Below are 25,007 nucleotides of genomic sequence, written 5' to 3'. Positions count from 1 at the left end.
CCAAGGTGACCGTCGCCGTCGTTATGAAAAGCGTTTAGCGGGAGCGCTGGCGCAGCCGCTGGATGTCGAGAATGACCACCGCGCGGGCTTCCAGGCGCAGCCAGCCGCGCTGGACGAACTCGGCGAGGGCCTTGTTGACGGTTTCACGCGAAGCGCCGACCAGCTGGGCCAGCTCTTCCTGGGTCAGCTCGTGGGCCACCAGGACGCCGTCCGTGGCCGGACGGCCGAAGCGGTCGGCGAGGTCCAGCAGGGCCTTGGCCACGCGGCCGGGAACGTCCGAGAAGACCAGATCGGCCAGCGAGTCATTGGTGCGGCGAAGGCGGCGGGCCAATGCCTGCAGCAGCTGGGCGGAGACCTCGGGACGGGTCTCGAGCAGGCCGCGGAGGTTTTCGTTCTTCAGGCCGGCCAGGCGGGTCTCGGAGACGGCGGTTGCCGAGGTGCTGCGGGGGCTCGGATCGAACAGTGCCATTTCGCCGAAGAGCTCGCCCGGGCCGAGGATGGCCACCAGGTTTTCGCGACCGTCGGCAGCGGTGCGGCCGAGCTTGATCTTGCCGGAGACGATGAAATACAGCTGGTCGCCCTGGTCGCCTTCACGGAACACTGAGGCGCCGCGGGAAAGATCCACTTCGGTCAGCTCGTCGGTCAGTGCGGCAAACACATCATCGTCGAGGGAAGCGAAAAGCGGTGCGCGGCGTAGTATCTCAATGTCCATGGAGTCTCCTGTTTCAGTCTTGCGGCGGTCAGCCGGCTGCTCGTCAGCTAGGCACTGCCTCCCATTTTGCCGTATGTAAAGCACTTGTGACATCTTCCACAGGCGCGTTTCGCTTAGGGATGAGGAAAATGGTGGTCAGTGCAATGGGAAGACAGCGTTGTCTGAGGTGCCATAGCGCAGAACGTCGCAGCAGCCGGGCATATTCCCAGCCTCGGATACTAGACTAATGCCTAAACTTCCGGCCCCGATGGAGACAGCTTGCTTTTTGGCCTGACGATCCTGGACATTGTCCTGATCCTGATCCTGCTCGCCTACTTGGTCGGGGGGTTGCGCAAAGGCTTCCTGGTGACGCTGGGTGGCATTGTTGGGTTTGTCCTGGGCGCCATCGCCGCGTTCCTGTCGGTTCCTTTTGTGAGCATGTGGGTGCCGGACCCCGGTTGGCGCCTGACCGCGATCATCGCCGCCGCGGTCCTGCTGGTGATCCTGGGCCACGCCATGGGCTCGGGCATTGGCCGGGCAATCCGGCGAAGGCTCGACTTTCCCCCGGTGAGACCAGTGGACCGGCTGCTGGGCGGAGCCGCCAACGTGGCCGTCGCGGCGCTTGTGATGTCGATGCTGGCCTTCAGCATCAGCGCCTTGGGTGTGCCGTTCGTCTCGCAGCAGATTGCGGGTTCGAAGGTCATCCAGACCATCGACTCACTCACGCCGGCCCCGGTAAAGTCCTTGCTGGCGCAGGCCCGCTCCATCGCCGTGCAGGACGGCATTCCCCAAGTGATCGACGGCGTGACGCCCGCCGACCCGGTGCCGGTTCCGGACGCAGGGGCGGATACAGCCGCGCTGAACGAGGCCGCCCAGTCCGTGGTGAAGATCGCCGGCACCGCGTTCCAGTGCGGACAGAACCAGACCGGCTCGGGATTCGTGATCGCGCCGGACCGCGTGATGACCAACGCCCACGTGGTTGCGTCCGTGAACGAGCCCGTGGTGGAGATACCGGACGGCCGGGTCCTGCCGGGCCGTGTGGTGCATTTCGATCCGGTTCACGATATTGCCGTGCTTGCCGTGGAAGGCCTGGACGTGCGCCCGCTGCCTGTGGGGGAGGAGCTGGCCGACGGCACGCTGGCCGCCTTCCAGGGCTACCCGGCCGGCGGCCCGTTCCAGAGCCAGCCCGCCACGGTGCAGGGCCTGTCCACCGTGCTCGTGCAGAACATCTATGGCGCTGACCCGGAGGAGCTGGAGGTCTACACACTGGCCGCCGACGTGGAACAGGGGAACTCCGGCGGCCCGCTGCTGGACCAGGACGGGCGCATTGCCGGTCTCGTTTTCGCCAAAGCCACCGACGACGTGCCGGTAGGCTACGCGCTGTCCCTGGATGAAATCCAGACGGTCATCGACAACGCCATGGTCTACCAGGAGACGGTTTCCGCCGGGCAGTGCATCCGGAAGTAGCGGCAGGCCCCCGAGCTTCCGGGCGGTGTTAGAGCCAGTCCAGCAACTGCCCGTGCGGGCCGGTGAGCGCAACCGGACGCCCGTTGTGCCGGAGCACGAATCTGCCGCGGACAAGGTCGCCGTCGATGCCCTCGGGCTCGTCGCCGGGCTGCGGCAGCACGTGCGCGCCTTCGTTGGACAGCCAGTGCACGCCAAGCTCCCGCACTGTCTGCGCGAACTTCCTCCGTTCGGGCGGAGCCAGGTAGGCCAGCACTGCTGAATGAAGTACGACGACGGCCGCTTCCGCAGGTGCCTCGGCAACCACTTCCGCAAGGCGCTGGTTAAGATCGCCGGCGACCAGCCGCGGCGGATCCTGCCGGGCTATCGCCAGGGCAGCCCGCAGCCGCTGCCGCCTGAACTCCTGTTCCGGCCAGATCAGCGCCTGGAGCCATGCGACGTCGTCGTTGTTGGTGCTGTCCAATGGATTCAGGTCGATGCCGGCCCGCCAGCTGATTGTCGGCGGCTCGGACGGAAGCGGCGCAGGTCCGGTGACGGCACAGGGCAGCACCGGGGAGTCCGGGGCCGAGGCCGGCCCCGCAAGGACAGGGCCGCCGTTGTACTGGTAGCGGTAACGGTCCGGAAACAGCACCAGTCCGGCGGAGGCGCCGACCTCCAGCAACGCCAGCGGTCTGCCCTCGGCCGCGGCGATGCCTGCCAGGGAGGGCAGGAAAACCGCGCACCGGCCCGGTTCGTTGGTCTGCGTGGATCGGGTCAGGATGACCTGGCGTACCTGTGGCCAGCGGGAGAGCAGGAACCGCCGGAATTCGACATAGGGTGTGATGCCGGCACCGAGGAACCGGGCCGCGGCGAGGACGAGGTTCGGCTGGCGTTTGGCATAGGGCAGCGTGTCGATCAGGGTCAGTAGCTGCGGATCCTGGCTGATGGCCAGCGCCCACTCCTCATAGCAGTCAGACTGGCCGCGGGCTTCATGCAGCCCGAAATTGCGGTACCAGTCCGCCGTGCCCGAAACCGTTCCCGGGTCGGCGTCGCCGCCGGCGCTCCGGCCAGGTTCCGGGTCGGCACCGTTGACCGTGTCCATTGGGCTGGCTAGAGGGCTTCGGCGAGCAGATCGACCGCGAACTTGTAGCCGCTGATGCCTGCGCCGGCGATGACGGCCTGGGCTACACCGGAGATGTAGGAATGGTGGCGGAACTCCTCGCGGCGGTGGATGTTGCTGATATGCACTTCCACCACGGGAAGCTCGACGCCGGAGAGCGCATCCCGCAGTGCCACGGAGGTATGGGTGTACGCGCCGGGATTGATCACGATGCCGGCTGCGGTGCCGCGGGCGCCGTGGATGGCGTCGATGAGTTCGCCCTCATGGTTGGACTGGAGGCAGGTGGTGCCCAGTCCGTGGGCCTTGGCTGTCTGCGCGGCGAGCTGCTCTACGTCTGCCAGCGTGGCCGAGCCGTAGATGGCCGGTTCGCGGGTGCCCAGCAGGTTCAGATTGGGGCCGTTGAGAACCAGGATCGTCTTGTCTGCCGTGCCGGCGGGTTGCGAAGTCATGGCTTAACTATGCCTCAACGGCGGACACGCTCCCGAGCCGCGTTACGTCCTCCGGACGGGACCTACCCTGAAACGAAGGGCGGCCACCGGCAGGATGTCCTGCCGGTGGCCGCCGCATCTGCTGCGGACGTGTCAGCCCTTGAGCGAGGAAGTGATCTGCTGCATCACCGTGTTGTCCGCCAGCGTGCTGGCATCGCCGGCCTCGCGGCCTTCGGCGATGTCCTTGAGCAGGCGGCGCATGATCTTGCCGGACCGGGTCTTGGGCAGTTCCGGCACCACCAGGATCTGGCGCGGCTTGGCGATCGGACCGATCTCCTTGCCCACATGGTTGCGCAGGGTGGCGACGATCTCCGGGTCTTCCACCGCGTTGCCGCGCAGAATCACGAACGCCACGACTGCTTCACCCGTGGTCTCGTCCGCTGCGCCAACGACGGCGGCTTCGGCCACCGAGGGATGGCTCACCAGTGCGGATTCGATCTCGGTGGTGGACAGCCGGTGCCCGGAAACGTTCATGACGTCGTCGACGCGGCCGAGGAGCCAGAAGTCGCCGTCGTCGTCCTTCTTGGCGCCGTCGCCGGCGAAGTACATGTTGTCGAAGCGGGACCAGTAGGTCTCCTTGTAGCGTTCCGGATCGCCCCAGATGCCTCGGAGCATGGCCGGCCACGGCTCGCGGATGACCAGGTAGCCGCCATGGCCGTTCGGCACGGACTGGCCCATCTCGTCAACGACGTCGACGGCGATGCCGGGCACCGGGGTCTGCGCCGAACCGGGTTTGGTTTCGGTGATGCCGGGCATCGGGGCAATCATGTGCGCACCGGTCTCGGTCTGCCACCAGGTGTCCACGATCGGGGCCTTGTCGCCGCCGATCACGCGGCGGTACCACATCCAGGCTTCCGGGTTGATCGGCTCGCCCACGGAGCCGAGGACCCGGATGGAGGACAGGTCGAACTTCGCCGGAATGTCCTCGCCCCACTTCATCATGGTGCGGATCGCCGTGGGCGCGGTGTACATGATGGAGACCTTGTACTTCTCCACCAGTTCCCACCAGCGGCCCTGATGCGGGGTGTCCGGCGTGCCCTCGTACATCAGCTGCGTGGCGCCGTTGATCAGCGGTGCGTAAGTCACGTAGGTGTGGCCGGTGACCCAGCCGATATCCGCGGTGCACCAGTACACGTCGGTCTCGGCGTGCAGGTCGAAGGTGGCCTTGTGCGTGAACGCGCTCTGCGCCAGGAACCCGCCGGTGGTGTGCAGGATGCCCTTGGGCTTGCCGGTGGTGCCGGAGGTGTACAGGATGAACAGCGGGTGCTCGGCGTCGTGCGGAACCGGGGTGTGGTCCGCGGAAGCGGATTCCACCACTTCGTGCCACCAGCGGTCGCGGCCCTCGTGCCAGTCCACGGGCTCGCCGTTGCGCTTGACGACGACGACGCTGCTGACCGCATGACCCTTTGCCTCCAGGGCGGAGTCCACGGCCGGCTTCAGCGGGCTGGGCTTGCCGCGGCGGTACGTGCCGTCCGAGGTGACCACGAGCTTGGCCTCGGCATCGTCGATGCGGCTGCGCAGGGCGTCCGCAGAGAAACCGCCGAAGACCACCGAGTGGATGGCGCCGATGCGGGCGCAGGCGAGCATGGTGATGACGGCTTCCGGGATCATCGGCAGGTAGATGGCAACCCGGTCGCCCTTGGCCACGCCGAGGGACTCGAATGCGTTGGCCGCCTTCTTGACCTCTTCGGTCAGCTGGGCATACGTGTACGTGCGGGTGTCGCCAGGCTCGCCCTCGAAGTAGATGGCTACCCGGTCCCCGAGCCCGTTCTCCACGTGGCGGTCCAGCGCGTTGTATGCCGCGTTGAGCGTGCCGCCGACAAACCATTTGGCAAACGGCGCGTCGGACCAGTCCAGGGTCTGGGTGAAGTCTTCGTTCCAGGACAACAGTTCCCGTGCCTGCTTCGCCCAGAAGGCTTGATGATCGGCGTCGGCCTCTGCATAGATGCCGGGCTTGACCACCGCGTTCGCGGCGAATTCCTCGCTGGGCGCGAACTTCCGGTTCTCCTGCAGCAGGTTTTCCAAGGCATCGCTCGTGGCGTGCTGGGTTCCGTTGGCTTCAGACATAAGAAGGCCCTTTCGTGGTGTTGCGGCTGTGCGTGGCACATTCCGCCAGGACGGTCGGCCACTCGTGCTGATCATCACATTAGTCCCTGCGTCCGGACATCGTGGCACGGGTCACAGGTTCGGATGTAAAAGGACGTAATTCTGCGGTGAGCGGTGAAAAAGGGTGTTGAACGGCTCCTGCGGACACCGCGATTCGGCTAGTGATGGCTACTTTCCTTGACTACGCTGAGACCAGCGCAAGCTCTGCCAAGGCCTGCTTTGGCCGCGACGATCGGAGAATGACTATGACAGATCATGCAGTAACCACTTCGGACGGCGTCAGCGAGGCAGTAGCCGGGCCGTTCACCGTGCGGGACGTCGCCGTGGCACTGTCCGTGGTACTGCTGTTCCTGGCATCAGTGCTGCCCACCGCCGTCATTCAGGGAATCGGGCTGAATCAGTGGAATTCCTCTAACCTCTTCCGTCTCGGTCTGAGCATCCTGCTGCCGGCCATGGTGCTGGTGCTGTTCATCATCCGTCGGCTGGCACCCAAGACAAAGCTGCGCATCGGGTCCCTGTCCGTGGACCAGTTCGCCTCGGTGGTGGCCTCGTTTACTGCCGGTTATTTCTTCCTGACGCTGGTCAGCGCGTTCAGCCTTAGCGCTACGATCGGCTTCATCGGCAGTCTCGGTCTGCTCGCAGCGACCGTCTGCGCACGCTGGATTCCGCAGTTCCGGGCCGATTTCGCCGGCCGGCTGGAAACGCCGGCACATCCGATTGCCCGGGATGCGGTTCCGGCCCGGGCCAAAGCTCCCAAACCGGTCACGGCAGAAGCCGCGCCGGGGCAGCAGCACGCACCGAATGACTCGGCACCAAAGGCGGGCGCGGCAGGATCTCCCTCAGCGCGGGCGAAGGCCACAAACTCAACGGGGTTCGGTAAGAACAGTGCAGCAGGTGCAGCCGGTGCCGTGTCGGGCGCGGCTGCCGGTCTGTCCAGCCCCGGCACCCACGGAGCATTCGCAACGGCATCCAACGCAGGGGCCGGTGCTGCAGGCAAGGACAAGGGAGCTCGTGAGCAGGGCCGTTCCGGCGTTAGGTCCCAGGGCCGCCCGCATGATGCTACCGGGCGGACTGAGGCTTCGAACGAGCTGGCGAAGGCTGGTGCCCAGCCCCAGGCTTCCGCCGGTGCCGCAACACCGTCCGGTTCCGCCGCCGATTTCGCGGCGCCTGCAGGAACAGGCGCCGCGGGCGTGGCCGGTGTGGCCGCTGCAGCGGAAGCGGGCAAGACAGACTCGAAGAAGGAAACACTGTCCGCGCGCAACGGTGAGGCAGCCGGCGACGAGGATCTCACGGCCCCCGGCGCGGCCGATGGCGAGGCAGTGGGCATTCCGATGTCCGACGACGAGGTGGCGGTTGCAGCCGACGCCAAGCAGTCGGCCAAGGAGTCGAGTGCAGCTGCGTCGGCCCGGGCAGCGAAGGATTCGGCCCGGCCGCAGGACCGCGGGGAAGTGACCGAGGCAGACAGCATTGCCGGCGCGGGATCCAGAGGACCGGATGCCGGCAAGGAGCAGCCCGATGCTGGGGCAGCTGCTTCCGGCGAATCCACCGGCGAGCAGACGAGCGCATCACAGACTGCTCCTGCCGCTCAGACAGTCGAGACCGGACGCTCCGAAGACCGGACCGAAGGACGGTTCGAGTCCGAAATGCCGAAAACTGCGGCCATGGGTTCGGTGGCGGGCGCCAGCACCGAAGGGACCAGGCTTGACGCCGCTGAACCGATAAGTGCCACCCGGGAACACATTGAGGAATCCGACGAGGAGGTCACTTATGAAGCCTTCTGGTTCGCTGTCGGCCGTACCCGTCCGACATATGACGAAAACACCGGTGAAGTCGCCTTCATGCTGCAACCGGGCGCCTGGATCCTGGCGCTGCAGGACCGCGGAGACGAGTTCCTTGTCCAGCACACCGACGGCCGGGTTGGCGTGCTGAGGGATCTGACCAACATTGAACGCGCTTAAGGGCCAGCGGTCCGTGGGACGAAGCAAGATCAGTCCTGATGAATCCCCGCTGGCGCTCAAACGCCGTGCGCGCCGCATCAACAAGATATTGGCAGAGCAGTACCCCTATGCGGTTGCGGAGCTGGATTTCCGCAACCCTTTCGAACTGCTCATCGCCACGGTGCTCTCGGCCCAGACGACCGACGTCCGGATCAACGCCACGACGCCCGGGTTATTCGCGCGTTATCCGGACGCCCGGGCCATGGCCGAAGCCGATGAAGCCGAGCTGCAGGAGATGCTCCGGCCCACCGGGTTTTTCCGGGCCAAGACGGCCAGTGTGCTGGCGTTGTCCAACAGGATCGTCGACGAGTTCGACGGCGAAGTCCCCGGGCGGCTTGAGGACCTGGTTACGCTACCGGGCGTGGGGAGGAAAACGGCAAACGTGGTGCTGGCCAATGCCTTCGGCGTTCCCGGCATCAGCGTGGACACCCACTTCGGCCGCCTGGCCCGCCGTTTCGGCTGGACCGATGCCACCGACGCGGTCAAAGTCGAGTTCGATGTTGCAGAGCTTTTCGAACCCAAAGACTGGACGATGGTCTCGCACCGCGTCATTTTCCACGGCCGGCGGATCTGCCATGCGCGCAAGCCAGCCTGCGGCGTCTGCCCTGTAGCGGCGCTTTGTCCGTCCTTTGGGGAAGGCGAAGTCGACCCGGATAAGGCGGCAAAGCTGCTTAAATATGAACTTGCTCCCGGGCGCGAGGAACTGCTGGCCAGGATGCGGGCCGGCGAGAGCCGTGCCGAACTGCGCGCGGCCGGCTTTAAGCTGGATGCATGAGCGCGAAGTCCGACCTGCAGCAGCTTCTGAACGTCCCCATGGAAGAGCGGCTGTCCGTACGGGACCGTGAGGGCTGGTACAACGTCGAACTCGACGACGAGGAATCCCGGGCGGCAGCGGTCCTGCTGTTGTTCGGGGCGCTGGACAGCACACCATCCCAATTCCATGAGTCGGCTGTCCCTGATGACCTGGACGTACTGTTTGTGGAACGTGCCGCCACCTTGTCCTCCCACCCCGGACAGGTGGCGTTTCCCGGCGGAGGAATCGATCCCGACGACGACGGGCCGATTGCCACTGCCCTGCGTGAAGCAGTGGAAGAGACGGGGCTCGATGCCACCGGAGTGGAAGTCCTCGGCACGCTGCCGGAGATTCCCCTGTCGGTCAGCAACTTTCTGGTCACCCCCGTCGTTGCCTGGTGGTCTGCGCCGTCGCCGGTAGCCGTGGTCGACTTCGCCGAGTCTGCCCAGGTCTTCCGGGTGCCCGTGGCCGACCTGCTGAATCCCGCCAACCGGCGTATGACAGTTGTCCAGCGGGAAGGACAGGTCTTCAAGAGCCCCGGCTTCCTGGTCCATGACGTCATCGTCTGGGGTTTCACCGCGATACTGCTAAGTCATCTTTTCGACGATCTGGGCTGGACGATCCCTTGGGACCAGTCCCATGAGATCCCCGCGCCGCTGCGCCCGGTTGCTCCGGTTGAGGACCCGTCCCAAGCCTGAACTTCAGCGGCGCCGGAAACCGGACGTTGACCGGCTCCACCCGTGGCGGGCCGGAGTGGTAGCGGGAGGAACCCAGCCAGCCCTCTTTCTCCCAGACCTTCATCGTGTTGTTCACACGGGAGTACCAGCCGAACGCGGAGTAGGCTCCGAGGACTGCCGGTGAGACGACGTCGGGATTGAGCATACGGATGCCGGCGCGTCCGGCAACCGGGCGTACTTGATTCGCCACGATCCCCGCAGCGCCTTGGGCCTCTTTTCGCACAGCTCCCGTTAGTGCCCCGGTCAGCAGCGCTTCCGGCCCGCTGGCGGCAACACTGAGCAGCCTCTCACCGTGCTTGCCGGCAAAGCTTGCATGCTTGGCAGCAAAGCCGCGGGCAGCAGCTACCGGGGCGGACTGGAGCGCCGATCGGGCAAAGGTGCCCATGGCCGCTGCCTGCATGCCCAGCGGGCCAGGTTGCGAGCGCCGTGAAAGTTCAGTCGGCCTTCCTACGCCGACCAGCTTCCGGGCTATCTCCAGGGTTCTGTCAATCAGCGGTTTCACCTGGATACGGAGCCTGCCGGTGGCTTCGAGGAAGGTCAACACGGCCTGGCCAACCCTGGAGGCGGCGAGTCCGGTGGTAATGATGAGGCCGCCGCCGGCGGTCAGCCAGGCCGTGACTGCTCCCATGCCGATCGATTTGCAGGGCGAAGTCCCGGGCTTCCTGGATCAGCGTGGCATGTGCTTCCTCTGCCGCGCTGGCCAGCTCGTCGCAGTCACTCCCCAAGGCATCACATGCTTCGGCGACGGCCGCGGCACTGCGGTACAGCTCCTCCTGATGCGACTCGAGCAGGGCGATGTCCGCTCCCCGCTGTCCGGCCAACGGGGCTGTGGTGGTGCGCAGGGCTTCGCTGCCAAGCGCCCGGAGATCTGCGCCAACCATTCGCCAGGCGTCAGCGGCGGCGCGCATGGCCTCGGCATCGCCCGAAGGCCACCTTTCACCGGCGGCATCGGCGATGAACTGTCCGAACTCGGGCAGGACCGGGATTCTGCCGCCAACTGCGGAGACCGGCAGTTGCCGGCACAGCCCGGGCGCAGCCGGCTCCTGCGGCGCCGCGTAGGGACCGTCTTTCCCGCTGGCCAGTTGCTCCGTAAAGCGGTAGAGCTCGGCCGCGGCCCGGGTATGGAAGTTCGCGGACGCGTAGTCTGAGCCGAGCCGCTCAAGTGAGGTGAGGATCTGGATGGCCGCGTCGTCGTAGGCCTGGCCCCATTCCATCGCCTCCGTCTCCCAGCCGGACATTCCCGCTGCCACGGCAGTCCGCCCGACGGCGTCGATGCGCAAGTCCGCGGCTCTGTCCGCGGAACCCTCCGCCGCAGCAGCCGAGACGAGCATTGCCTCTGTATCGATGGTCAAGACTGCCACCAGCACCCCTGTCAGCTGCCGGACTGGGCCGGCCGAACAACGTCGGTTCGAGCCTAGGGGGACTGCTGATGCCAGTACCATGGCACTTCTGCTACTTGTGGATAACCGCTATTTCGCGTCGGCGTAGGAATTCACCACCGCGATGCTGACAGCGAACTCGATCGGAATCGGACCGAACATCAGCCGCGTAGCCTCCGCCGCCGACTCTTCAACAATCCGGCATACCAGTTGGATCTGGTCCGCCTTCGCGTGCAGCATCACTTCGTCATGCAGGAAGAACACCAGTTCCCCCACGTAGGTGCCCTCAGCCGCAGCGGCGCGCAGCCGCCGTCGTAATTCTGCGAGCCAGCACAAGGCCCATTCCGCTGCCGTGGACTGGACAATGAAATTACGTGTGAAACGTCCCCGGGTGCGGGCGATGCTGTCCGCACGGCGCTGCTCCTCCGCTGTGGTGGTCAGCTGCGCCTGCGCCCAGCGTTCCGAGGGAGCGGCGCAGCTCCGGCCCAAATAACTGCTGACGATGCCGCCGGCTTCGCCCGTCCGCGCGGCACGTTCGAGGATGCCGATGGCCCGCGGGTAGGTCCGGGTCAGCTGCGGCACCAGCCGGCCGGACTCGCCGGTAGTAGCGCCGTACATGGCGCCCAGCATGGCAACTTTCGCCTTGGCCCGATCGCCGCCGAATCCGACGTCGGCGATGCCCTGGTACAGGTCCTTGCCCCGGGCTGCCGCCGCGAGCGCGGAGTCCTGGGCCAACGCGGCCAGCACCCGCGGCTCGAGTTGGGCGGCATCGGCCACCACCAGTTTGTGGCCGGGATCCGGACGGGCGGCGTCGCGGATCTGCTGCGGAATCTGCAGCGCGCCGCCGCCGCGTGAAGCCCAGCGGCCAGTCACCACCCCGCCCACAATGTACTCGGGCCGGAACCGGCCGTTCCGCACCCAGGTATCCAGCCAGGTCCAGCCATTGGCCGAATGCAGCCGCGAGAGCTTTTTGTATTCGAGCAGCGGGGCAATGGCCGGATGGTTGTGTTCCTGCAGTTCCCACGATCTGGTGCTCTTGACCTCGATCCCGGCGCGGTGCAAGGCGCGCAGCAGCTCCTGGGCGGAATCCGGGTTAAAGCGCGGGTTATCCAGCAGATCGCGCAGCCGGGCGGCGAGCCTCTCCAGCTCAATGGGGCGCTCGCCGGTGCGCGGCCGCGGACCGAGGAATCCTGCCAGAATCTGCTCGTGGATGTCTTCGCGCCAAGGCACGCCGGCGTATTCCATCTCGACGGCGATGAGCGCGCCGGCGGATTCGGCGGCCACCAGCAGCTGGAGCCGTCCGCGCCGGGATGATCCGGCGACAGCGGACAGCTGGTCCTGCAGCTCCCGGACCAGTTCGTGCACGCTTCTACCGCGGGGCTGCGGCGAATCGAAGAGCGCGAACTGGTCCGGCGAATCAGGAACGGGCAGGACCTGCCGGGGCAAGCCATCACGTTCTTCATCCGTCACAGCGGCCTGCCGCAAGGACCGGACATAATCGTTTCCGGGCACGAACTCGGACAGCGACAGGATGTTGCGGGTGAGAGTCAGATCGTGGCAACGCTCCACGCTCACTCCCGCCTTGAACATCGGCAGGTAACTGCTCCGCGTCGTGTCCCAGACCCAACGGACACGTCCTTGCTCGGCACGGTGGACGGCGCCGGGAAGGTCCGCAAAGCTTACGACGGCGGCTGGCCCGCTGGGTGCGCCCGTTGCGTCCGCGGGTTGGAGACAGAAGGCCTGCTCGTCCGGCGAAGCAGCGCCAGTGCCGGACGCAGCAGGGGCAAGGACCATGTACATGTCTCCAGTTTCTCCTGTTTCGCCAGTTTGCTCTGCCGGTTGGCCGTGAGATGCCGGAGGACAGCGGATGGGAGCTGTCCGCAGTTCTCCTCCACAGGCCCGGAAGGCCCTCACCGTTTGCACAATCCGGCGCGGGCAGGTGTCGGCGGCAGGCAGGGGCAGCCAGTCTCGGAACATGCAGGAGCAGATTTCAACAGTCCAGCCGTGGACACCGGAGCACGGCATGCCCGAGGTGCTGCTGGTCACCGAGGCCGCCAGACTGCGTGATGAAGTCGCGAGGATCGCCGCCGCAGCCGGAGTGGGCCTGCGGATTGTGGCCGTGCAGGATCTGGGCCGGGTTCCGGACGGGAGCGTCCTGGTACTGGGCAGCGATGCAGCCTCCCGGCTGCCTAGGCTGGGAGCGGATGTCATTGTGGCCGGTTTCCCAGAGGAATCCGTGCTGCTCTGGGAACAGGCCGCGATGGTTGCCGCCCACCGGGTGGCCGTGCTGCCGGAAGCGGCCGCATGGTTAGCAGAGTACTTGAGCAGGAACAGGCAGCGGGACGGCGCGGGGACCGTGGTGGCCGTGCTGGGCGCCACCGGCGGCATTGGCTGTTCCACGCTGGCGTGCTGGCTCGCCGCGGAAGCGGCGGCACAGGGAGTGTCGACCCTGTTGGTGGACACTGACCAGCTCGGTGGCGGGCTTGACCTCGGGCTCGCACCCGAACCGCTGACCGGGTTGCGCTGGCCGGATCTCGCCGGGGTGAAGGGTGCCGTCAACCCGGCCCAGCTGCGGGCCTCGTTGCCGGTCACGAACGGATTCTCAGTGCTGTCCTGGGGAGGCGGCGAAACCTCCTCGTCGGCATTGGACGTGCCGGCACACGCCATTGGCGGAGTTATGGCTGCGGCGTCGGAAGGATTTTCGCTGGTGGTCATTGACGCCGGACGGGTCCAGCAGGGGCTTGACCGCTGGCTGGATACCGCTGATCAGGCCCTGCTGTTGATGCCTTCAGGCACCCGTGGTGTTCTCGCAGCCCGGGCAGCGGCGGAAATCCTGCATCCGCTGACAGTCAGTGCGGTGGTCCGCGGGCCGTTGCCGGCCGGGCTGGACGAAGTGTTGGCGGCGGCTTCGGCCGGGCTTGAACTCGCGGGGTATGTTCCCCGGCTTCGCGGGATGGGGCTGGTGCAGGAAACCGGAAGGCTGTTGGAAAGAGGCCAGAGCCGCAGGATCCGGCGGCCGGTCAGACGGCTGGCGCAACAGATCATGCATCTTCCGAGCAAGGAGCGGTGACCATGGTCATATCAGCTGGCTCCCGCGGCCGCCGTGCCGCAACCGGGCCTGTAGGGTCCCCGGTCAACCTGGCTCCCTTCCGGGACGCCGTGTTGTCCGATCCGTCGCCAGTCACGGGAGCCCGCGTGGCGGCGGCGGTACAGTCGAGCGGCCAGCTTCTGGGCACCGACGGTGTGCTGGAGGCCGTGGAGAACCTGACGGCTGACCTGCGGGGTCTCGGACCGCTGCAGCGGCTGGCCCTGGAAGGGACAGTCACGGATATTCTGGTCAACGGGCCCTCGGAGGTGTGGACCGACGGGGAACGGGGCCTGGAGCGAAGCCAAGTCACCTTCGGTAACGATGCAGAGGTGCGCGCCTTGGCTACCCGGCTGGTGACCGCCGGTGGCCGCCGGCTCGACGACGGCAACCCGTGCGTGGATGTGCGCCTCGACGGGTACCGGGTCCATGCGGTGCTGCCGCCGGTTTCGACCCAGGGAACGCTGCTGTCAATCCGCATCCGCAGGCCCCGCGTGTTTACCCTCGCCGAACTGGTCGGGTCTTCATCCGGTTGGCTGCCGTACCTCGAAGCAGTGGTGGCCGGGCGGCTGAACTTCCTGATCAGCGGTGCCACCGGTTCGGGCAAGACCACGATGCTGTCCGCGCTGCTCGGGCTCTCCGCGTCCTTTGAACGGCTGGTATTGGTCGAGGACGCAGCCGAGCTCAATCCTGACCATCCGCACGTTGTCGGTCTGCAAAGCCGGCACAGCAATCTGGAAGGCAGCGGCAGTGTCGATCTCGGCGAGCTGGTCCGCCAAGCCCTGCGGATGCGCCCGGACCGTCTGATTGTGGGGGAGTGCCGGGGCGCGGAGGTGCGCGAGTTCCTCGCTGCCATGAACACCGGTCATGCCGGGGCGGGCGGCACTGTGCACGCCAATTCAGCCGCTGGTGTACCGGCCAGGCTGGCGGCCATGGGAGCGCTCGCCGGTTTGGAACCCCAGGCGCTGGCCCTGCAGGCCAGTACGGCACTGGACGTGATCATTCATCTGGACCGCACAGCTGCCGGCAGGCAGATCAGGGAGCTGGCGCTGCTGCGGGCCACGCCGGCGGGAAATCTCGAAACGGTGCCGGCACTGGCGGCCCGCGGCACCACTATGGAATTCGGACCAGGCTGGCGGGAACTGGAGCCCAGGCTGTTCGGACCGCGAACAGGCCAGGCGGGAACAGCCGGATCATGACGGCGCTGCTGGTGATGCTGCTGTGCCTGGCAGCCATCGTGGTCCTGGGCTGCGGGAAGCGCCGGTTGGCTCCGATAAGTCCCGGGTTGCTACGCCTGCCACGACCCCGCCAAGGTACAGGCAAAAGTGGCCGGGACAGCGCCGATGAACTGCCCATGTTCGTGCGGCAGATGGCTTCCTTGCTGCGCTCGGGACGTACCCCGGCCCAGATGTGGGCAGACATTCTCCGGGTTTACGGACCTGACGAATTCCAAGCGGAAGCAGGCCGGACTTCAACCGGGGCAGAGCGACCGGACCGTTCTGGGGAGGGCCTGCCCGCGCTGCTTCTGCCTGGTATGCGGTCGGCCGGACAAGCGGCCGAGCTTGGATTAAGCGTCGGCTTCGCCCTGCGCCAGGCCAACGTACCCGGCGCCGGGACACGGTTGCCGGCTGCTGCAATGGCCAGGCGCATGTGGCAGGACCTGGCTGCCTGTTGGGACGCTGCCGAACAGACCGGAGCCCCGCTGGCAGTCCTGCTGGAGAATTACGCCGGTCATTTGCAGCACACCCTGGACGGGGCAGCCGCCCGGCGTACCGCATTGGCCGGCCCACGTGCCACGACCACGCTGCTGACATGGCTTCCGATCTTCGGCCTTGGCCTCGGCATTGCCATGGGTGCCGATCCTCTTGGCATCCTTCTGGGAACCCCGGCGGGCTGGGCCATCCTCGCAGTGGGGTTGGGGCTGCTGGCAGCGGGCCGGCTCTGGTCCCAGCATCTGGTCAGCCGCGCTGCAGACGGATAAATCCTCATGCGCCGAGGGAGAGGACCGACATGGCTGGATTGATTATCCCGCTGCTCATCTTTGGAGCCCTGTGGCTGCTCGTAGGTCCTTGGCCATGTCTGGGGAAACGCAGGTGGGATCGTGGCCGGGCCGGCACCTCACACTGGTTCCGTGCTGTAAAGCGGCAGTCGTCCGATGCCGGAGCCACCCACACAGGTGCCGCCGGTGGCAACGTTGGGGTGAGCGCACCCGACACGGCGCTGATGCTGGACCTGCTTGGGGCCATGATCCAATCCGGTACGTCGTTGCCTGCCGCGGTGGCGACGCTTGCCCAGGTCGCCGAACCTGACAGCAGGGAACGGCTGGATAAAGTCGCTTCGGCCCTGCAGCTCGGAACAGAGTGGCACACGGCCTGGGGGCTCGTCGGTAGGGACACGCGCATGGACGAGATACAGGAGGCGCTGCGGTTCGGAGCAGCCACCGGCGCGCCCTCCGCGGCGATCCTGTATGCCCAAGCGGACCAGTTGCGCCGCCGCCGCAGGCAGGAAGCCGAGCGGCGTGCGGCAACCTTGGGGACGCGGCTGGTCCTGCCGTTGGGCTTGTGTGCGCTGCCGTCCTTCATCAGCCTGGGTATCGTGCCGGTGCTGATCTCGTTGCTCCCCGACCTGTGAATCGGCTCCGGAGCCAGTTATCCTCCACACACCTTCCTGCAGGTGGGCTTGTGCACTTGAGGGAAAACATCGGTGTTACGCCGGTTTGCGCGGCGGCAGGCTCATATGTACCGCAACACTGCGGCTCAATCAGGAGGTAGAAATGTCCTTGTCACGATCAACCCAGTTCTCCCGTTCTTTCGACGGCGCCGCCGCGGCAGAAGCTTCTGCTGGATCGGAGGAGCTCGCCGAGGTCATCCGGCTTCCGCTCCCGCATGCGGACGAAACCACCCGCCGCGGCTGGCGCGGGCTGACTGGTTCGGAAGCGGGAATGGCGACCGCCGAATACGCCATCGCCACACTTGCCGCCGTGGGCTTTGCCGGGCTGCTGGTGCTCATCCTGCGCAGCGGGGAGGTGCGGGGGCTCTTGACGGGCCTCGTGGAAATGGCACTGACCGCGGTGTGAGACCTGTGCTCAAGCGACACGATTCCTGCTGCCGCGCAAAACGTACGCCCGGCGCGGCAGCAGGAAAGGCCATGGCATCCCGCCGGCAGAACGGTGACCGCGGGTCGGTCACCGCCGAGACAGCCATCGTGATGCCGGCAATCGTGGCGGTGCTGGCCATGCTGCTGGCCGGGGCCGCCGCCGGGTCAACACAATTGCAGTTGGAGAAGGCAGCACAGACAGCCGCCCGGCAGTTAGCCCGGGGCGAAACGACAGCAGTGGCGGCCTCCGCCGTCCGCAGGATTGCGGGCAGCGGGGCCACGTTGGCGAGCGGAAACGCCGGAGGCTGGATCACCGTGAGAACTACTGCGGCGGTACCGGTTCCCTGGGCCGGCGTCGGCGGCTGGACCTTGGCGGCCGAAGCGACTGCACCGGCCGAGCAGCACGCGGTTTCATCGGCGACGATCTCGGGAGCGGGGAAATGACACGAGACGCCGTCGCCCCGCTGCGCGAACGCGGCTCCGGCACCGTGATGGCGGCGGCAGCGGCCCTGTTGATGTGCTTTCTGGCGGCGGCCCTGGCGGCGGGAATGCAAGCCAGTACCGCTGTCGCGCGCGCGTCCAAGGCTGCGGACCTCGCAGCCCTGGCATCCGCCGACGCCGCCCGTGGGCTGCTGGCCGGGGACCCGTGCGGCTTGGCCGGTGAAGTTGCCCGCGAGCATGGAGCCGAGCTGGAGAGTTGCCGCCGGGACGGAGCGGCGGGAGCCGTAGTCGACATCGACGTAGCCGTCCCGTTACCGCAGCTGTTCGGTATGGTGCATGCGCCGTGGAAGGAGGCTGAGGGACGGGCCAGGGCTGGTCCGCCGCCCTGATCGGTCAGCGCGCTGCTTCCGCCGCGGGCATATCGGCCGCGGCGAGCAGCGCGTCGATCAGCATTACGGCGCCGGACTTGTCCAAGGGGTTGTTCTTGTTGCCGCACTTGGGTGACTGCACACAGGACGGGCAGCCGGACTCGCATTCGCAGGCCCGGATGGCGTCTCGGGTGGCGGTCAGCCAGGTCCGGGCAGCATCGTAACCCCGCTCAGCGAAACCGGCTCCGCCCGGATGGCCGTCGTAGACGAAGATGGTCGGTTTCCCGGTGTCGGCATGCAGGGCCGTGGAGACTCCGCCGATGTCCCACCGGTCGCTCGACGCCACCAGCGGCAACAGCCCGATCCCGGCATGTTCGGCGGCATGCAGCGCTCCGGGAATCCTAGCCGTAACCAGACCGGCCGCCGCAAGATCGGCCTCGTCGATGGTGAACCAGACTGCCTTGGTAAACAGTTCCCGCGCACCCAATTCGAGTGGTTCTTCACCCAGGATCTCGTTGGAGATGAAGGCCTTGCGCTGGAAGGAGATCACCTTCGTCGTGACTTTGACTTCACCGAAGGAAGCACGGACCCTGCCCCAGTCTGCACCGCGCAGTTCTTCCAGAACCTCGATCTGGGTGATGTCCCGGGCCTGCGTGTAGTAGTCGGGATTGGACCGGGTGACCATGGCGCAATGGTCCTGCTCATTGAGCTCGTCCACGATGTAGGTGGTGCCTTGGTGGACGTAAATGGCTCCGGTGTGAGCCTGGTAATGGGACTGCGGTGAGTCCATGGTGCCCAGCAGCATGCCCGATTCCGATTCGACAATGTTGATGGGACCACCGCCGTCGCCCCGGAGGTTAACCAGGGACGCTGCGCTTTCGGCGTGTGTCCAATACCAGCCTGCAGGACGACGCCGTAGATAACCGTCCGCCGTGAGGCTATCCAACAGGGATTCGGCTGTGGGACCGAAGAGCCCCAGCTCTGCCGGAGTCAACGGCAGCTCCTGGGCCGCCGAACAGAGATGCGGACCGAGGACATAGGGGTTTGACGGGTCGAACACAGTGGCTTCGACGGAGACGTCGAAAACCGCTTCGGGATGGTGCACGAGGTAAGTGTCGAGTGGATCGTCACTGGCCACGAACGCTGCCACTGCATCCTGCCCGGCCCTGCCTGCCCGTCCGATCTGTTGGAACAGCGAGGCCCGGGTGCCAGGCCAGCCTGCGACCAGTACCGCATCCAGTCCGGAAATATCGATACCTAGTTCCAGCGCGGAAGTACTCGAAACGCCAAGCAACTGGCCGGACCGGAGCTTGTTTTCAAGTTCCCTGCGTTCCTCGGGCAGATAGCCCGAGCGGTAGGCAGCGATCCGTCCGGGCAGCGACGGATGGACCTCTTCCAAGAGCCTTTTGGTAATGCTGGAGATGGTTTCCGCCCCGCGGCGTGACTTGATGAAGGCGATGGTCCGGACGCGTGCGGAGACAAGGTTGGCCAGCAGATCGGCGGTTTCGGCTACTACGGTCCGACGTTCTCGGGCGCCGTTTTCGCCCTTGAGCTCCGTCAGTTGGGGCTCCCAGAACGCTACGGTGGTGGCGCCGTGGGGCGAACAATCCGTCGTCACAGCGTTGGCTTCAACACCAATCAGCCAGCCAAAGGAAGAGGCCGGATCAGACGACGTCGCGGAGGCACCGATGAAGACAGGGTCCGCGCCATAGCTGGCGCAGATCCGACGCAACCGGCGCATCAAGTTGGCGACATGGGAACCGAAAACGCCCCGGTAACTGTGGGCTTCATCGATGATGACGTACTTGAGCCGGCGGAAAAACCGGGCCCACCAGGTGTGGTTCGGCAGAATGCCAAAGTGGAGCATGTCCGGATTCGCCAGGACAAAATTGGCGTGATCGCGGATCCAGCGGCGGGCACCGGGGTCCGTGTCGCCGTCGTACGTTTCGGCCCGCACCGTCGGCAGCTTAAGGGATTTGATGGCGGACAACTGGTCCGCGGCGAGCGCTTTGGTCGGAGCCAGATACAACGCGACGGATCCAGTGGGTTCCAGCCTGGCCTGGTCCTCCAGCGATGTTCGGTGGATCGAGTCCAGAGCCGGGAGCTGGTAAGCCAGCGACTTCCCGGACGCGGTACCCGTGGCGATGATCGTGTGGCGGCCTGCGTGGGCCGATTCGGCGGCGAGGACCTGGTGCCGCCACGGCTGATGCATGCCCAAGGTGGCGTAGGCATCGACGACATCCGGGTGCGCCCAATCGGGCCAGGGTTCGTGGATGGCATCCCGTGCAGGCAGTTCGCGGACGTGCATGAGCTGTTCGGGATCCGGACCGGAGCCGAGCAGGGGAATCAGGGAATCATGCAGTGCCACCCGAACATTGTGTCACCTGCCGGAAGCAGACGGCGCCGCTGCCTACCCGAGCAGCAGCAGCAGACAGCAGGAAGGATGGCGGGGCACGCCTGCCATGGTCCGGCTAAGCGGCGTCCGAGGGCTTGAGGATCAGAACGTCGCACACCGTGTCCCAGCCCAGATGCTGGTACAGCATGCGGCCGTCATGCGAGGCGATCAGCAGGCCTGTTTCCACAAGGTGCTCGAACGCTGAAGCTGCCAGGGCGCGCATGATGTGCGTGGCGAGGCCGCGGCGGCGGAAGTTGTTATGGGTCTCGATGTGGTCGAAGACCGCGACGCCATCCACCACAGCCATCACGCCATGGGCTGCTTCCTCCTCGCCGTACATGACGCGGGCGCGGTGCACGTTGCCGTCCCGATCGATGACGGTCTTGAAATCGGTGTCCCGGTACCAGGGATCCTCGGCGTCCTGTTCGGACATGTCGGTGACCATCATTGACTGGTCGCTGTGATGGACCCTCAGCCCGTGCTGTGGCGCCAGCATGTGGTAGCGCTGCGGATCACGGGTTAGCACGGTGAGCATGCGCTTGGGCGATTCCAGCGTGTTCCTGGCGAGATCCGCGAACTCCTCGTCACCGGGCTCATAGGCAAAGAACTCCCAGTCACCGGTCTTGTCGGCGAGCACGATGGCCGGATGCCCGGCTTCGCGAGCCGGGGAATAGCCGCGGCAGGCTGACCATCCGGCAACCCACGCCGGGAGCAAGTTATCAGGTACGTCTGCGGTGAAATCGAGGCCCATAGGTAGACAGTACCGAACCAACAGCGTGGGCGGCATCCGAAGTAGATGACAACAAGGTCACAATAACCGGTTTGCCATCTGCGCTTACCCTTAAATACGTGGCTGTAAACCGAATTGTGCTTTATTACGCGTTCACCCCCTTGCCGGACCCTGAAACGGTACGGCTGTGGCAGCGTGCCCTCTGCGAAAAACTGGGGCTGCGGGGCAGGATCCTGATCTCCGCGGACGGCATCAACGGCACCGTCGGCGGGGAAATCGGTGCGGTCAAGCAGTATGTGAAGGCCACCCGCGAGTATCCGGCGTTCAAGAAGATGGACATTAAATGGTCGGAAGGCGGTGCCGAGGACTTCCCGAGGCTCAGCGTAAAGGTTCGTGACGAAATCGTGTCCTTCGGCGCACCAGGAGAGCTCAAGGTCGACGAGAACGGTGTGGTCGGCGGCGGGACACACCTGAGGCCGGAAGAACTGCACGAACTGGTCGAGACCAAGAAGCAGGCTGGCGAGGATGTGGTCTTCTTTGACGGCCGCAACTCGTTCGAGGCGCAGATCGGCAAGTTCAAGGACGCCATAGTCCCGGATGTGGCCACCACCCACGACTTCATCAAAGAGCTGGAATCCGGCAAGTACGACGATCTCAAGGACAAGCCTGTGGTGACGTACTGCACCGGCGGAATCCGGTGCGAAGTGCTGTCCTCGCTCATGGCCAACCGCGGTTTCCAAGAGGTTTACCAAATGAAGGGCGGCATCGTCCGCTACGGCGAGACATTCGGGGACGCCGGGCTGTGGGAAGGCTCGCTCTATGTCTTCGACAAGCGTATGCATATGGAGTTCACTCCCGAAGCGAAGACCATCGGTGAATGTGTCCGCTGCCAGGGGGCGACGAACAAGTTCGAGAACTGCTCGAATCCGAGCTGCCGCAACCTCACCCTGTATTGCACCGAGTGCGCGTCGAACCCCGAGACGCTCCGCTGCCCGGACGGCTGCGCCGCTTAAGAGGGCAAGCGAGTACAGCGCCGGGTCCAGCTCCGGCGCTGCAGACAGGACCGGTTTGCGCGCTGGCTAGGCCTCCACGGGTAGTTCGCGGGCGGAACCGGTGGATTCCATCGGGCCGGCCTCTGGCCACAGCCCGCCGGAGGCATCCTGCGGCTCCATAACCTCTTCTTCAGTCTTGAAGATCTGCAGGCCGCGCGCCTGATAGTTGGCCAGCGCCGACGGCCCGTCCAGCGAACAGGTGTGGACCCAAACCCTGCTGACGGGCGCAAAGCGCTCCCACCGGGTATCCAGTTGCCACGCCTGCTGGATCCCTTCCGTCAGCAGCGCGCCGCCGAACCCTTCGCCGATGAACTCCGGGAAGAGCCCGAAGTACACGATCTCAACTTCGGTGCCCGCCGCGCCCGGACGCCCCATCAGTTCCACGTAGCCGGCCGGCGAGCCTTCCACCCACAGCACCCAGGTCTCGGAACCCGGAGTGCGCAGTGCTTCATCCCACTGGGCGCGCGTCAGCGCCAGGCGAGCCGACCAGTTCCAGCCGCTGCCGACAGACCGGTAGAGGAACTTGCTGAAGTCAGGACTAATGCGGCGGACCTGCTCGATCCGGCTACCCGGCGGCAGCGGGCGCGATCCCGGAACCAGCTGCTCGGGCACGGTCTGTTCCAGATGGGTGGTGGTAACAAGCATGCGGCCATCTAACCATTCCTGCCCCGCGCCTAGACTTTGAGGCGTGACTGAGTTCAATAGCGGCAACATTTCCCACGCCCCGCAGAGTACGGACCTGCAGCTGATGGCTGCCCTGGCTAAGGACCTGACGGCGCTGGATTACACGGTGGACGGGGTCCAGCAATTGCTGGGCGCCGAAGCCTACGAGGCCTTGGACCGGGACCAGCTGATTCCGGCCCAGCTGGTAACCGATCGCGAACTTGCCGCTGCCGGGCCCAAGCCGTTGGCCGCCGTCGTACGTTTGTGGCTGCTGGGCGGCACACTGGACCGGGACCAGCTGGCATCGGCCTTTCCCGCCGTCGCGCCGGAAGGGCTGCTGGCGCTGGGGCTGATCAATAACGACGGCGGACGCTTCCGTCCCGCCGTTGACCTCCGGCCGCATGCGTTCGACGAAACGCAGCTATGGGTGGCGAGTGATCTGGGCGCGCACCAGGCGCCCGGGGTGCTGCGGCGCGACCACGTGCTCGGGATCGGGCAGGCCTCTCTGACGCTGGCGCAACTGACCGTCCGCGCTCCGGTGGAACGCGCATTGGACCTGGGTACCGGCTGCGGCATCCAGCTCTTCCACCTGCTGGGCCATGCGCGGCATGTCACGGCCACGGATATTTCGGAACGCGCATTGGCCTTCACCCGGTTCAACCTGCTGCTCAACGCTGGCGCACTGGATCTGGATCCGCGGAACCTGGCCGCGCGGGTCAGCCTCCGGCTGGGCAGCTTGCTCGACCCGGTGGCCGGCGAGGAGTTCGGGCTGGTGGTCAGCAATCCGCCGTTCGTCATCACACCGCGGACCGAGGAGACGGCCGACGAGGAGCAATTCACCTACCGCGACGGCGGACTGCCCGGCGACGATATTGTCTCCACGCTGGTCCGCCGGCTGCCCTCGGCGCTGGAGACAGGCGGGGTGGCGCAGCTGCTGGGAAACTGGGAGGTTCCCAGCGGTGCAGGTTCCTGGCATGACCGGCTCGAAGTTTGGCTCGATCCGAAAACCGAGGCCTGGGTGATCCAGCGAGAACAGCTGACCCCGTCGTCGTACGCACAGACCTGGCTGCGGGACGCTTCGGAAAACCGGGACCCGGGTCTCTACGGGCGTTCCTATGCAGCGTATCTGGAGGACTTCGCTTCCCGCGATGTGGAGAGCGTGGGGTTCGGCATGATCTGGCTGCGGCGCAGCGAAAGCGCCGCCCGGCTGCGCCGGTTCGAGGAAATCGGCTACGCGATCGAGCAGCCCATCGGTCCGCACCTGGCCGCCGCCGTTCAGCGTCACGATTGGCTCGAGGCGCACGCGGGGGACTTCGCGGACCAGCGACTGCAGCCGGCCGATGATGTCACGGAGGAACGCCATCAGCGCCCGGGGGCAGAGCACCCGGGGGTGATCCTGCTGCGCCAGGGAGCCGGCTTCCGCCGCACCAATCTGATGAGTTCCGAGCTGGCGGGCTTCGTCTCTGCCAGCGACGGCGAACTGACCGTCGGCCAGCTGGTGGCTGCGCTCGCAGCCCTGCTGGAGAGGCCGGACGCGGAATTCGCCGAGCAGCTGACTTCCGACGTGCGCAACCTCGTGGCGGACGGCTTCCTCGTTCCTGCCGAGGGATAGGTGCCTTAATCGTTGCCGTTTCGCAAGTGAACCGGCTCACTGCCGCGCTCTGAAGGGCATTAGACTTACCTTCCATGACCAAAGGTGCAGCGCCATTTACCGACCCAGCGCCCGGCGAAATTTCCGGAGCAGGGGCGCAGGCGGGCTCGGGGGACCGGGTCAACATTTCAGATGCGAGGGCCATCCGGGCGCTTGCCCATGCGGTGCGCCTGAAAGTCATCGAGGAACTCTTCGATACGCAGCAGCCGGCCACGGCGACGGAGTTGGCGCAGCGGCACGGGCTCACGCCGAGTGCCATGAGCTACCACTTACGGGCCTTGGAAAAGTGGGGCTTCGTCAAGCGCAGCGCCAACCAGGGCGACGGCCGCGAGCGGCACTGGCAGGCAGCCGCGGGACGATTGGATGTCACCTCGGTGGCGGACAGCCGGGCGGCAACCCTCGGCGTCGTCGATGTTGAGCTCAATGACCTGCGCCAGCGCCTCTCCAAGTACGTCAAGCGGGACAAGCAGGCGCCGAACCCGGACACCTGGCGCCAGGAGGGCCACCTCGCCGCGCTGAGCACCGGCCGTTTTTATCTGACCGAGGAGCAGCGCGCGGATCTGGGCCGCCGGATCGGCGAGATCCTGCTCGAGTTCAGCCCCACCACAAATCCCGAAAACCGGGGCGAAGACGCCCAAAAGCTGTACTACGTATTCTCGTTCCTGCCCGGGGATATCGACGACGCGTAGAGCGCCCGCTGGCCCCGTGCCTGCAACCGATTTTCTTCGTTGTGCCATTCTTGGGGCTAACCTAGAGCTGGCAGCTGTCCCGG

23 protein-coding genes are annotated in these 25,007 nt (G+C 66.0%); 14 read left to right on the top strand and 9 right to left on the bottom strand.

Features of this window, described 5'->3' with window-relative positions:
* Positions 1–34 precede the first annotated feature (34 nt).
* On the bottom strand, positions 35–712 hold the full coding sequence (locus AC5RWO_RS14285) for a Crp/Fnr family transcriptional regulator (protein WP_074701094.1): 678 nt from the start codon (positions 710–712) through the stop codon (positions 35–37).
* Between the two features lie 258 nt (positions 713–970).
* Here AC5RWO_RS14285 and AC5RWO_RS14280 point away from each other — a divergent pair, with 258 nt between their 5' ends.
* A complete protein-coding gene (locus AC5RWO_RS14280; RefSeq protein WP_498732083.1) occupies positions 971–2,158 on the top strand; it encodes a MarP family serine protease in 1,188 nt (395 codons plus the stop codon).
* A 28-nt stretch (positions 2,159–2,186) separates the two neighbouring features.
* Here the strand turns inward: AC5RWO_RS14280 and AC5RWO_RS14275 are convergent, their stop codons facing one another.
* From AC5RWO_RS14275 to acs, 3 genes are all read right to left on the bottom strand, one after another.
* Entirely contained in the window at positions 2,187–3,236 is a 1,050-nt protein-coding gene (locus tag AC5RWO_RS14275; RefSeq protein ID WP_498732082.1) for a DUF2332 domain-containing protein, read from the bottom strand.
* A gap of 8 nt (positions 3,237–3,244) precedes the next feature.
* A complete protein-coding gene (gene aroQ, locus AC5RWO_RS14270) occupies positions 3,245–3,703 on the bottom strand; it encodes a type II 3-dehydroquinate dehydratase (protein WP_498732080.1) in 459 nt (152 codons plus the stop codon).
* 132 nt (positions 3,704–3,835) lie between these two features.
* Entirely contained in the window at positions 3,836–5,809 is a 1,974-nt protein-coding gene (gene acs / locus AC5RWO_RS14265) for an acetate--CoA ligase (protein WP_498732079.1), read from the bottom strand.
* Positions 5,810–6,093: 284 nt separating this feature from the next.
* Between acs and AC5RWO_RS14260 the strand changes: the two genes are divergently transcribed.
* The 3 genes from AC5RWO_RS14260 to AC5RWO_RS14250 are packed head-to-tail and all read left to right on the top strand — an operon-like array spanning position 6,094 to position 9,336.
* Complete coding sequence (locus tag AC5RWO_RS14260) at positions 6,094–7,806, top strand: hypothetical protein (protein ID WP_498732078.1); 1,713 nt, start codon at positions 6,094–6,096, stop codon at positions 7,804–7,806.
* On the top strand, positions 7,793–8,620 hold the full coding sequence (gene nth, locus AC5RWO_RS14255; protein WP_498732077.1) for an endonuclease III: 828 nt from the start codon (positions 7,793–7,795) through the stop codon (positions 8,618–8,620). Before AC5RWO_RS14260 ends, nth begins: the two co-directional genes overlap by 14 nt.
* On the top strand, positions 8,617–9,336 hold the full coding sequence (locus AC5RWO_RS14250) for an NUDIX hydrolase (protein ID WP_498732076.1): 720 nt from the start codon (positions 8,617–8,619) through the stop codon (positions 9,334–9,336). The genes nth and AC5RWO_RS14250 overlap by 4 nt, the downstream gene beginning before the upstream one ends.
* Before the next feature lie 524 nt (positions 9,337–9,860).
* Here AC5RWO_RS14250 and AC5RWO_RS14245 read toward each other — a convergent pair.
* Together AC5RWO_RS14245 and AC5RWO_RS14240 are read right to left on the bottom strand one after the other, a co-directional pair.
* Positions 9,861–10,727, bottom strand: coding sequence for a WXG100-like domain-containing protein (locus AC5RWO_RS14245; protein ID WP_498732074.1), 867 nt, complete (start codon positions 10,725–10,727; stop codon positions 9,861–9,863).
* Positions 10,728–10,844: 117 nt separating this feature from the next.
* On the bottom strand, positions 10,845–12,554 hold the full coding sequence (locus AC5RWO_RS14240) for a bifunctional 3'-5' exonuclease/DNA polymerase (protein WP_498732073.1): 1,710 nt from the start codon (positions 12,552–12,554) through the stop codon (positions 10,845–10,847).
* A gap of 175 nt (positions 12,555–12,729) precedes the next feature.
* On the opposite strand from AC5RWO_RS14240, the gene ssd reads away from it, so the two are divergent.
* From ssd to AC5RWO_RS14205, 7 genes are all read left to right on the top strand, one after another.
* Complete coding sequence (ssd, locus tag AC5RWO_RS14235; RefSeq protein ID WP_498732072.1) at positions 12,730–13,824, top strand: septum site-determining protein Ssd; 1,095 nt, start codon at positions 12,730–12,732, stop codon at positions 13,822–13,824.
* Between the two features lie 8 nt (positions 13,825–13,832).
* Positions 13,833–15,038, top strand: a complete 1,206-nt coding sequence (locus tag AC5RWO_RS14230; RefSeq protein ID WP_498732329.1) for a TadA family conjugal transfer-associated ATPase — start codon at positions 13,833–13,835, stop codon at positions 15,036–15,038.
* A complete protein-coding gene (locus AC5RWO_RS14225; protein WP_498732071.1) occupies positions 15,035–15,820 on the top strand; it encodes a type II secretion system F family protein in 786 nt (261 codons plus the stop codon). The genes AC5RWO_RS14230 and AC5RWO_RS14225 overlap by 4 nt, the downstream gene beginning before the upstream one ends.
* 218 nt (positions 15,821–16,038) lie before the next feature.
* Positions 16,039–16,470: a type II secretion system F family protein gene (locus AC5RWO_RS14220; protein WP_498732070.1), complete on the top strand. Its 432-nt coding sequence runs from the start codon at positions 16,039–16,041 to the stop codon at positions 16,468–16,470.
* A 142-nt stretch (positions 16,471–16,612) separates the two neighbouring features.
* Positions 16,613–16,915, top strand: coding sequence for a DUF4244 domain-containing protein (locus AC5RWO_RS14215; protein WP_498732069.1), 303 nt, complete (start codon positions 16,613–16,615; stop codon positions 16,913–16,915).
* 71 nt (positions 16,916–16,986) lie between these two features.
* Positions 16,987–17,379, top strand: a complete 393-nt coding sequence (locus AC5RWO_RS14210) for a TadE family type IV pilus minor pilin (protein WP_498732068.1) — start codon at positions 16,987–16,989, stop codon at positions 17,377–17,379.
* Positions 17,376–17,765, top strand: a complete 390-nt coding sequence (locus AC5RWO_RS14205; RefSeq protein ID WP_498732067.1) for an Rv3654c family TadE-like protein — start codon at positions 17,376–17,378, stop codon at positions 17,763–17,765. The genes AC5RWO_RS14210 and AC5RWO_RS14205 overlap by 4 nt, the downstream gene beginning before the upstream one ends.
* A 4-nt stretch (positions 17,766–17,769) precedes the next feature.
* On the opposite strand, the gene AC5RWO_RS14200 is transcribed toward AC5RWO_RS14205, so the two are convergent.
* Together AC5RWO_RS14200 and AC5RWO_RS14195 are read right to left on the bottom strand one after the other, a co-directional pair.
* The gene (locus tag AC5RWO_RS14200) at positions 17,770–20,112 is read right to left on the bottom strand and encodes a DEAD/DEAH box helicase (RefSeq protein WP_498732066.1); all 2,343 of its coding nucleotides are present in this window, start codon (positions 20,110–20,112) and stop codon (positions 17,770–17,772) included.
* Positions 20,113–20,215: 103 nt separating this feature from the next.
* Positions 20,216–20,890 carry a GNAT family N-acetyltransferase gene (locus AC5RWO_RS14195; RefSeq protein WP_498732065.1) on the bottom strand — a complete coding sequence of 225 codons (675 nt, stop codon included), beginning with the start codon at positions 20,888–20,890 and terminating at the stop codon, positions 20,216–20,218.
* 98 nt (positions 20,891–20,988) lie between these two features.
* On the opposite strand from AC5RWO_RS14195, the gene trhO reads away from it, so the two are divergent.
* Positions 20,989–21,882: an oxygen-dependent tRNA uridine(34) hydroxylase TrhO gene (gene trhO / locus AC5RWO_RS14190; protein ID WP_498732063.1), complete on the top strand. Its 894-nt coding sequence runs from the start codon at positions 20,989–20,991 to the stop codon at positions 21,880–21,882.
* Positions 21,883–21,948: 66 nt separating this feature from the next.
* Here the strand turns inward: trhO and AC5RWO_RS14185 are convergent, their stop codons facing one another.
* Positions 21,949–22,566, bottom strand: coding sequence for a GNAT family N-acetyltransferase (locus AC5RWO_RS14185; protein ID WP_498732062.1), 618 nt, complete (start codon positions 22,564–22,566; stop codon positions 21,949–21,951).
* Positions 22,567–22,669: 103 nt separating this feature from the next.
* Between AC5RWO_RS14185 and AC5RWO_RS14180 the strand changes: the two genes are divergently transcribed.
* A complete protein-coding gene (locus AC5RWO_RS14180; RefSeq protein WP_498732328.1) occupies positions 22,670–24,196 on the top strand; it encodes a DUF7059 domain-containing protein in 1,527 nt (508 codons plus the stop codon).
* A 74-nt stretch (positions 24,197–24,270) separates the two neighbouring features.
* The gene (locus tag AC5RWO_RS14175; protein WP_498732061.1) at positions 24,271–24,924 is read left to right on the top strand and encodes an ArsR/SmtB family transcription factor; all 654 of its coding nucleotides are present in this window, start codon (positions 24,271–24,273) and stop codon (positions 24,922–24,924) included.
* Positions 24,925–25,007: the final 83 nt, after the last annotated feature.

It is taken from the genome of Arthrobacter sp. B055-34 (assembly GCF_059090425.1).
This window is presented reverse-complemented; position numbering and strand designations above follow the sequence as displayed.

Excerpts from the sequence above, each read along its gene's own strand:
- AC5RWO_RS14285 (WP_074701094.1), bottom strand. The coding sequence starts at position 712 with ATGGACATTGAGATACTACGCCGCGCACCGCTTTTCGCTTCCCTCGAC.
- AC5RWO_RS14275 (WP_498732082.1), bottom strand. The coding sequence starts at position 3,236 with ATGGACACGGTCAACGGTGCCGACCCGGAACCTGGCCGGAGCGCCGGC.
- aroQ (WP_498732080.1), bottom strand. The coding sequence starts at position 3,703 with ATGACTTCGCAACCCGCCGGCACGGCAGACAAGACGATCCTGGTTCTC.
- acs (WP_498732079.1), bottom strand. The coding sequence starts at position 5,809 with ATGTCTGAAGCCAACGGAACCCAGCACGCCACGAGCGATGCCTTGGAA.
- AC5RWO_RS14260 (WP_498732078.1), top strand. The coding sequence starts at position 6,094 with ATGACAGATCATGCAGTAACCACTTCGGACGGCGTCAGCGAGGCAGTA.
- AC5RWO_RS14250 (WP_498732076.1), top strand. The coding sequence starts at position 8,617 with ATGAGCGCGAAGTCCGACCTGCAGCAGCTTCTGAACGTCCCCATGGAA.
- AC5RWO_RS14240 (WP_498732073.1), bottom strand. The coding sequence starts at position 12,554 with ATGTACATGGTCCTTGCCCCTGCTGCGTCCGGCACTGGCGCTGCTTCG.
- ssd (WP_498732072.1), top strand. The coding sequence starts at position 12,730 with ATGCAGGAGCAGATTTCAACAGTCCAGCCGTGGACACCGGAGCACGGC.
- AC5RWO_RS14225 (WP_498732071.1), top strand. The coding sequence starts at position 15,035 with ATGACGGCGCTGCTGGTGATGCTGCTGTGCCTGGCAGCCATCGTGGTC.
- AC5RWO_RS14215 (WP_498732069.1), top strand. The coding sequence starts at position 16,613 with ATGTCCTTGTCACGATCAACCCAGTTCTCCCGTTCTTTCGACGGCGCC.
- AC5RWO_RS14210 (WP_498732068.1), top strand. The coding sequence starts at position 16,987 with ATGGCATCCCGCCGGCAGAACGGTGACCGCGGGTCGGTCACCGCCGAG.
- AC5RWO_RS14205 (WP_498732067.1), top strand. The coding sequence starts at position 17,376 with ATGACACGAGACGCCGTCGCCCCGCTGCGCGAACGCGGCTCCGGCACC.
- AC5RWO_RS14195 (WP_498732065.1), bottom strand. The coding sequence starts at position 20,890 with ATGGGCCTCGATTTCACCGCAGACGTACCTGATAACTTGCTCCCGGCG.
- AC5RWO_RS14185 (WP_498732062.1), bottom strand. The coding sequence starts at position 22,566 with ATGCTTGTTACCACCACCCATCTGGAACAGACCGTGCCCGAGCAGCTG.
- AC5RWO_RS14180 (WP_498732328.1), top strand. The coding sequence starts at position 22,670 with ATGGCTGCCCTGGCTAAGGACCTGACGGCGCTGGATTACACGGTGGAC.
- AC5RWO_RS14175 (WP_498732061.1), top strand. The coding sequence starts at position 24,271 with ATGACCAAAGGTGCAGCGCCATTTACCGACCCAGCGCCCGGCGAAATT.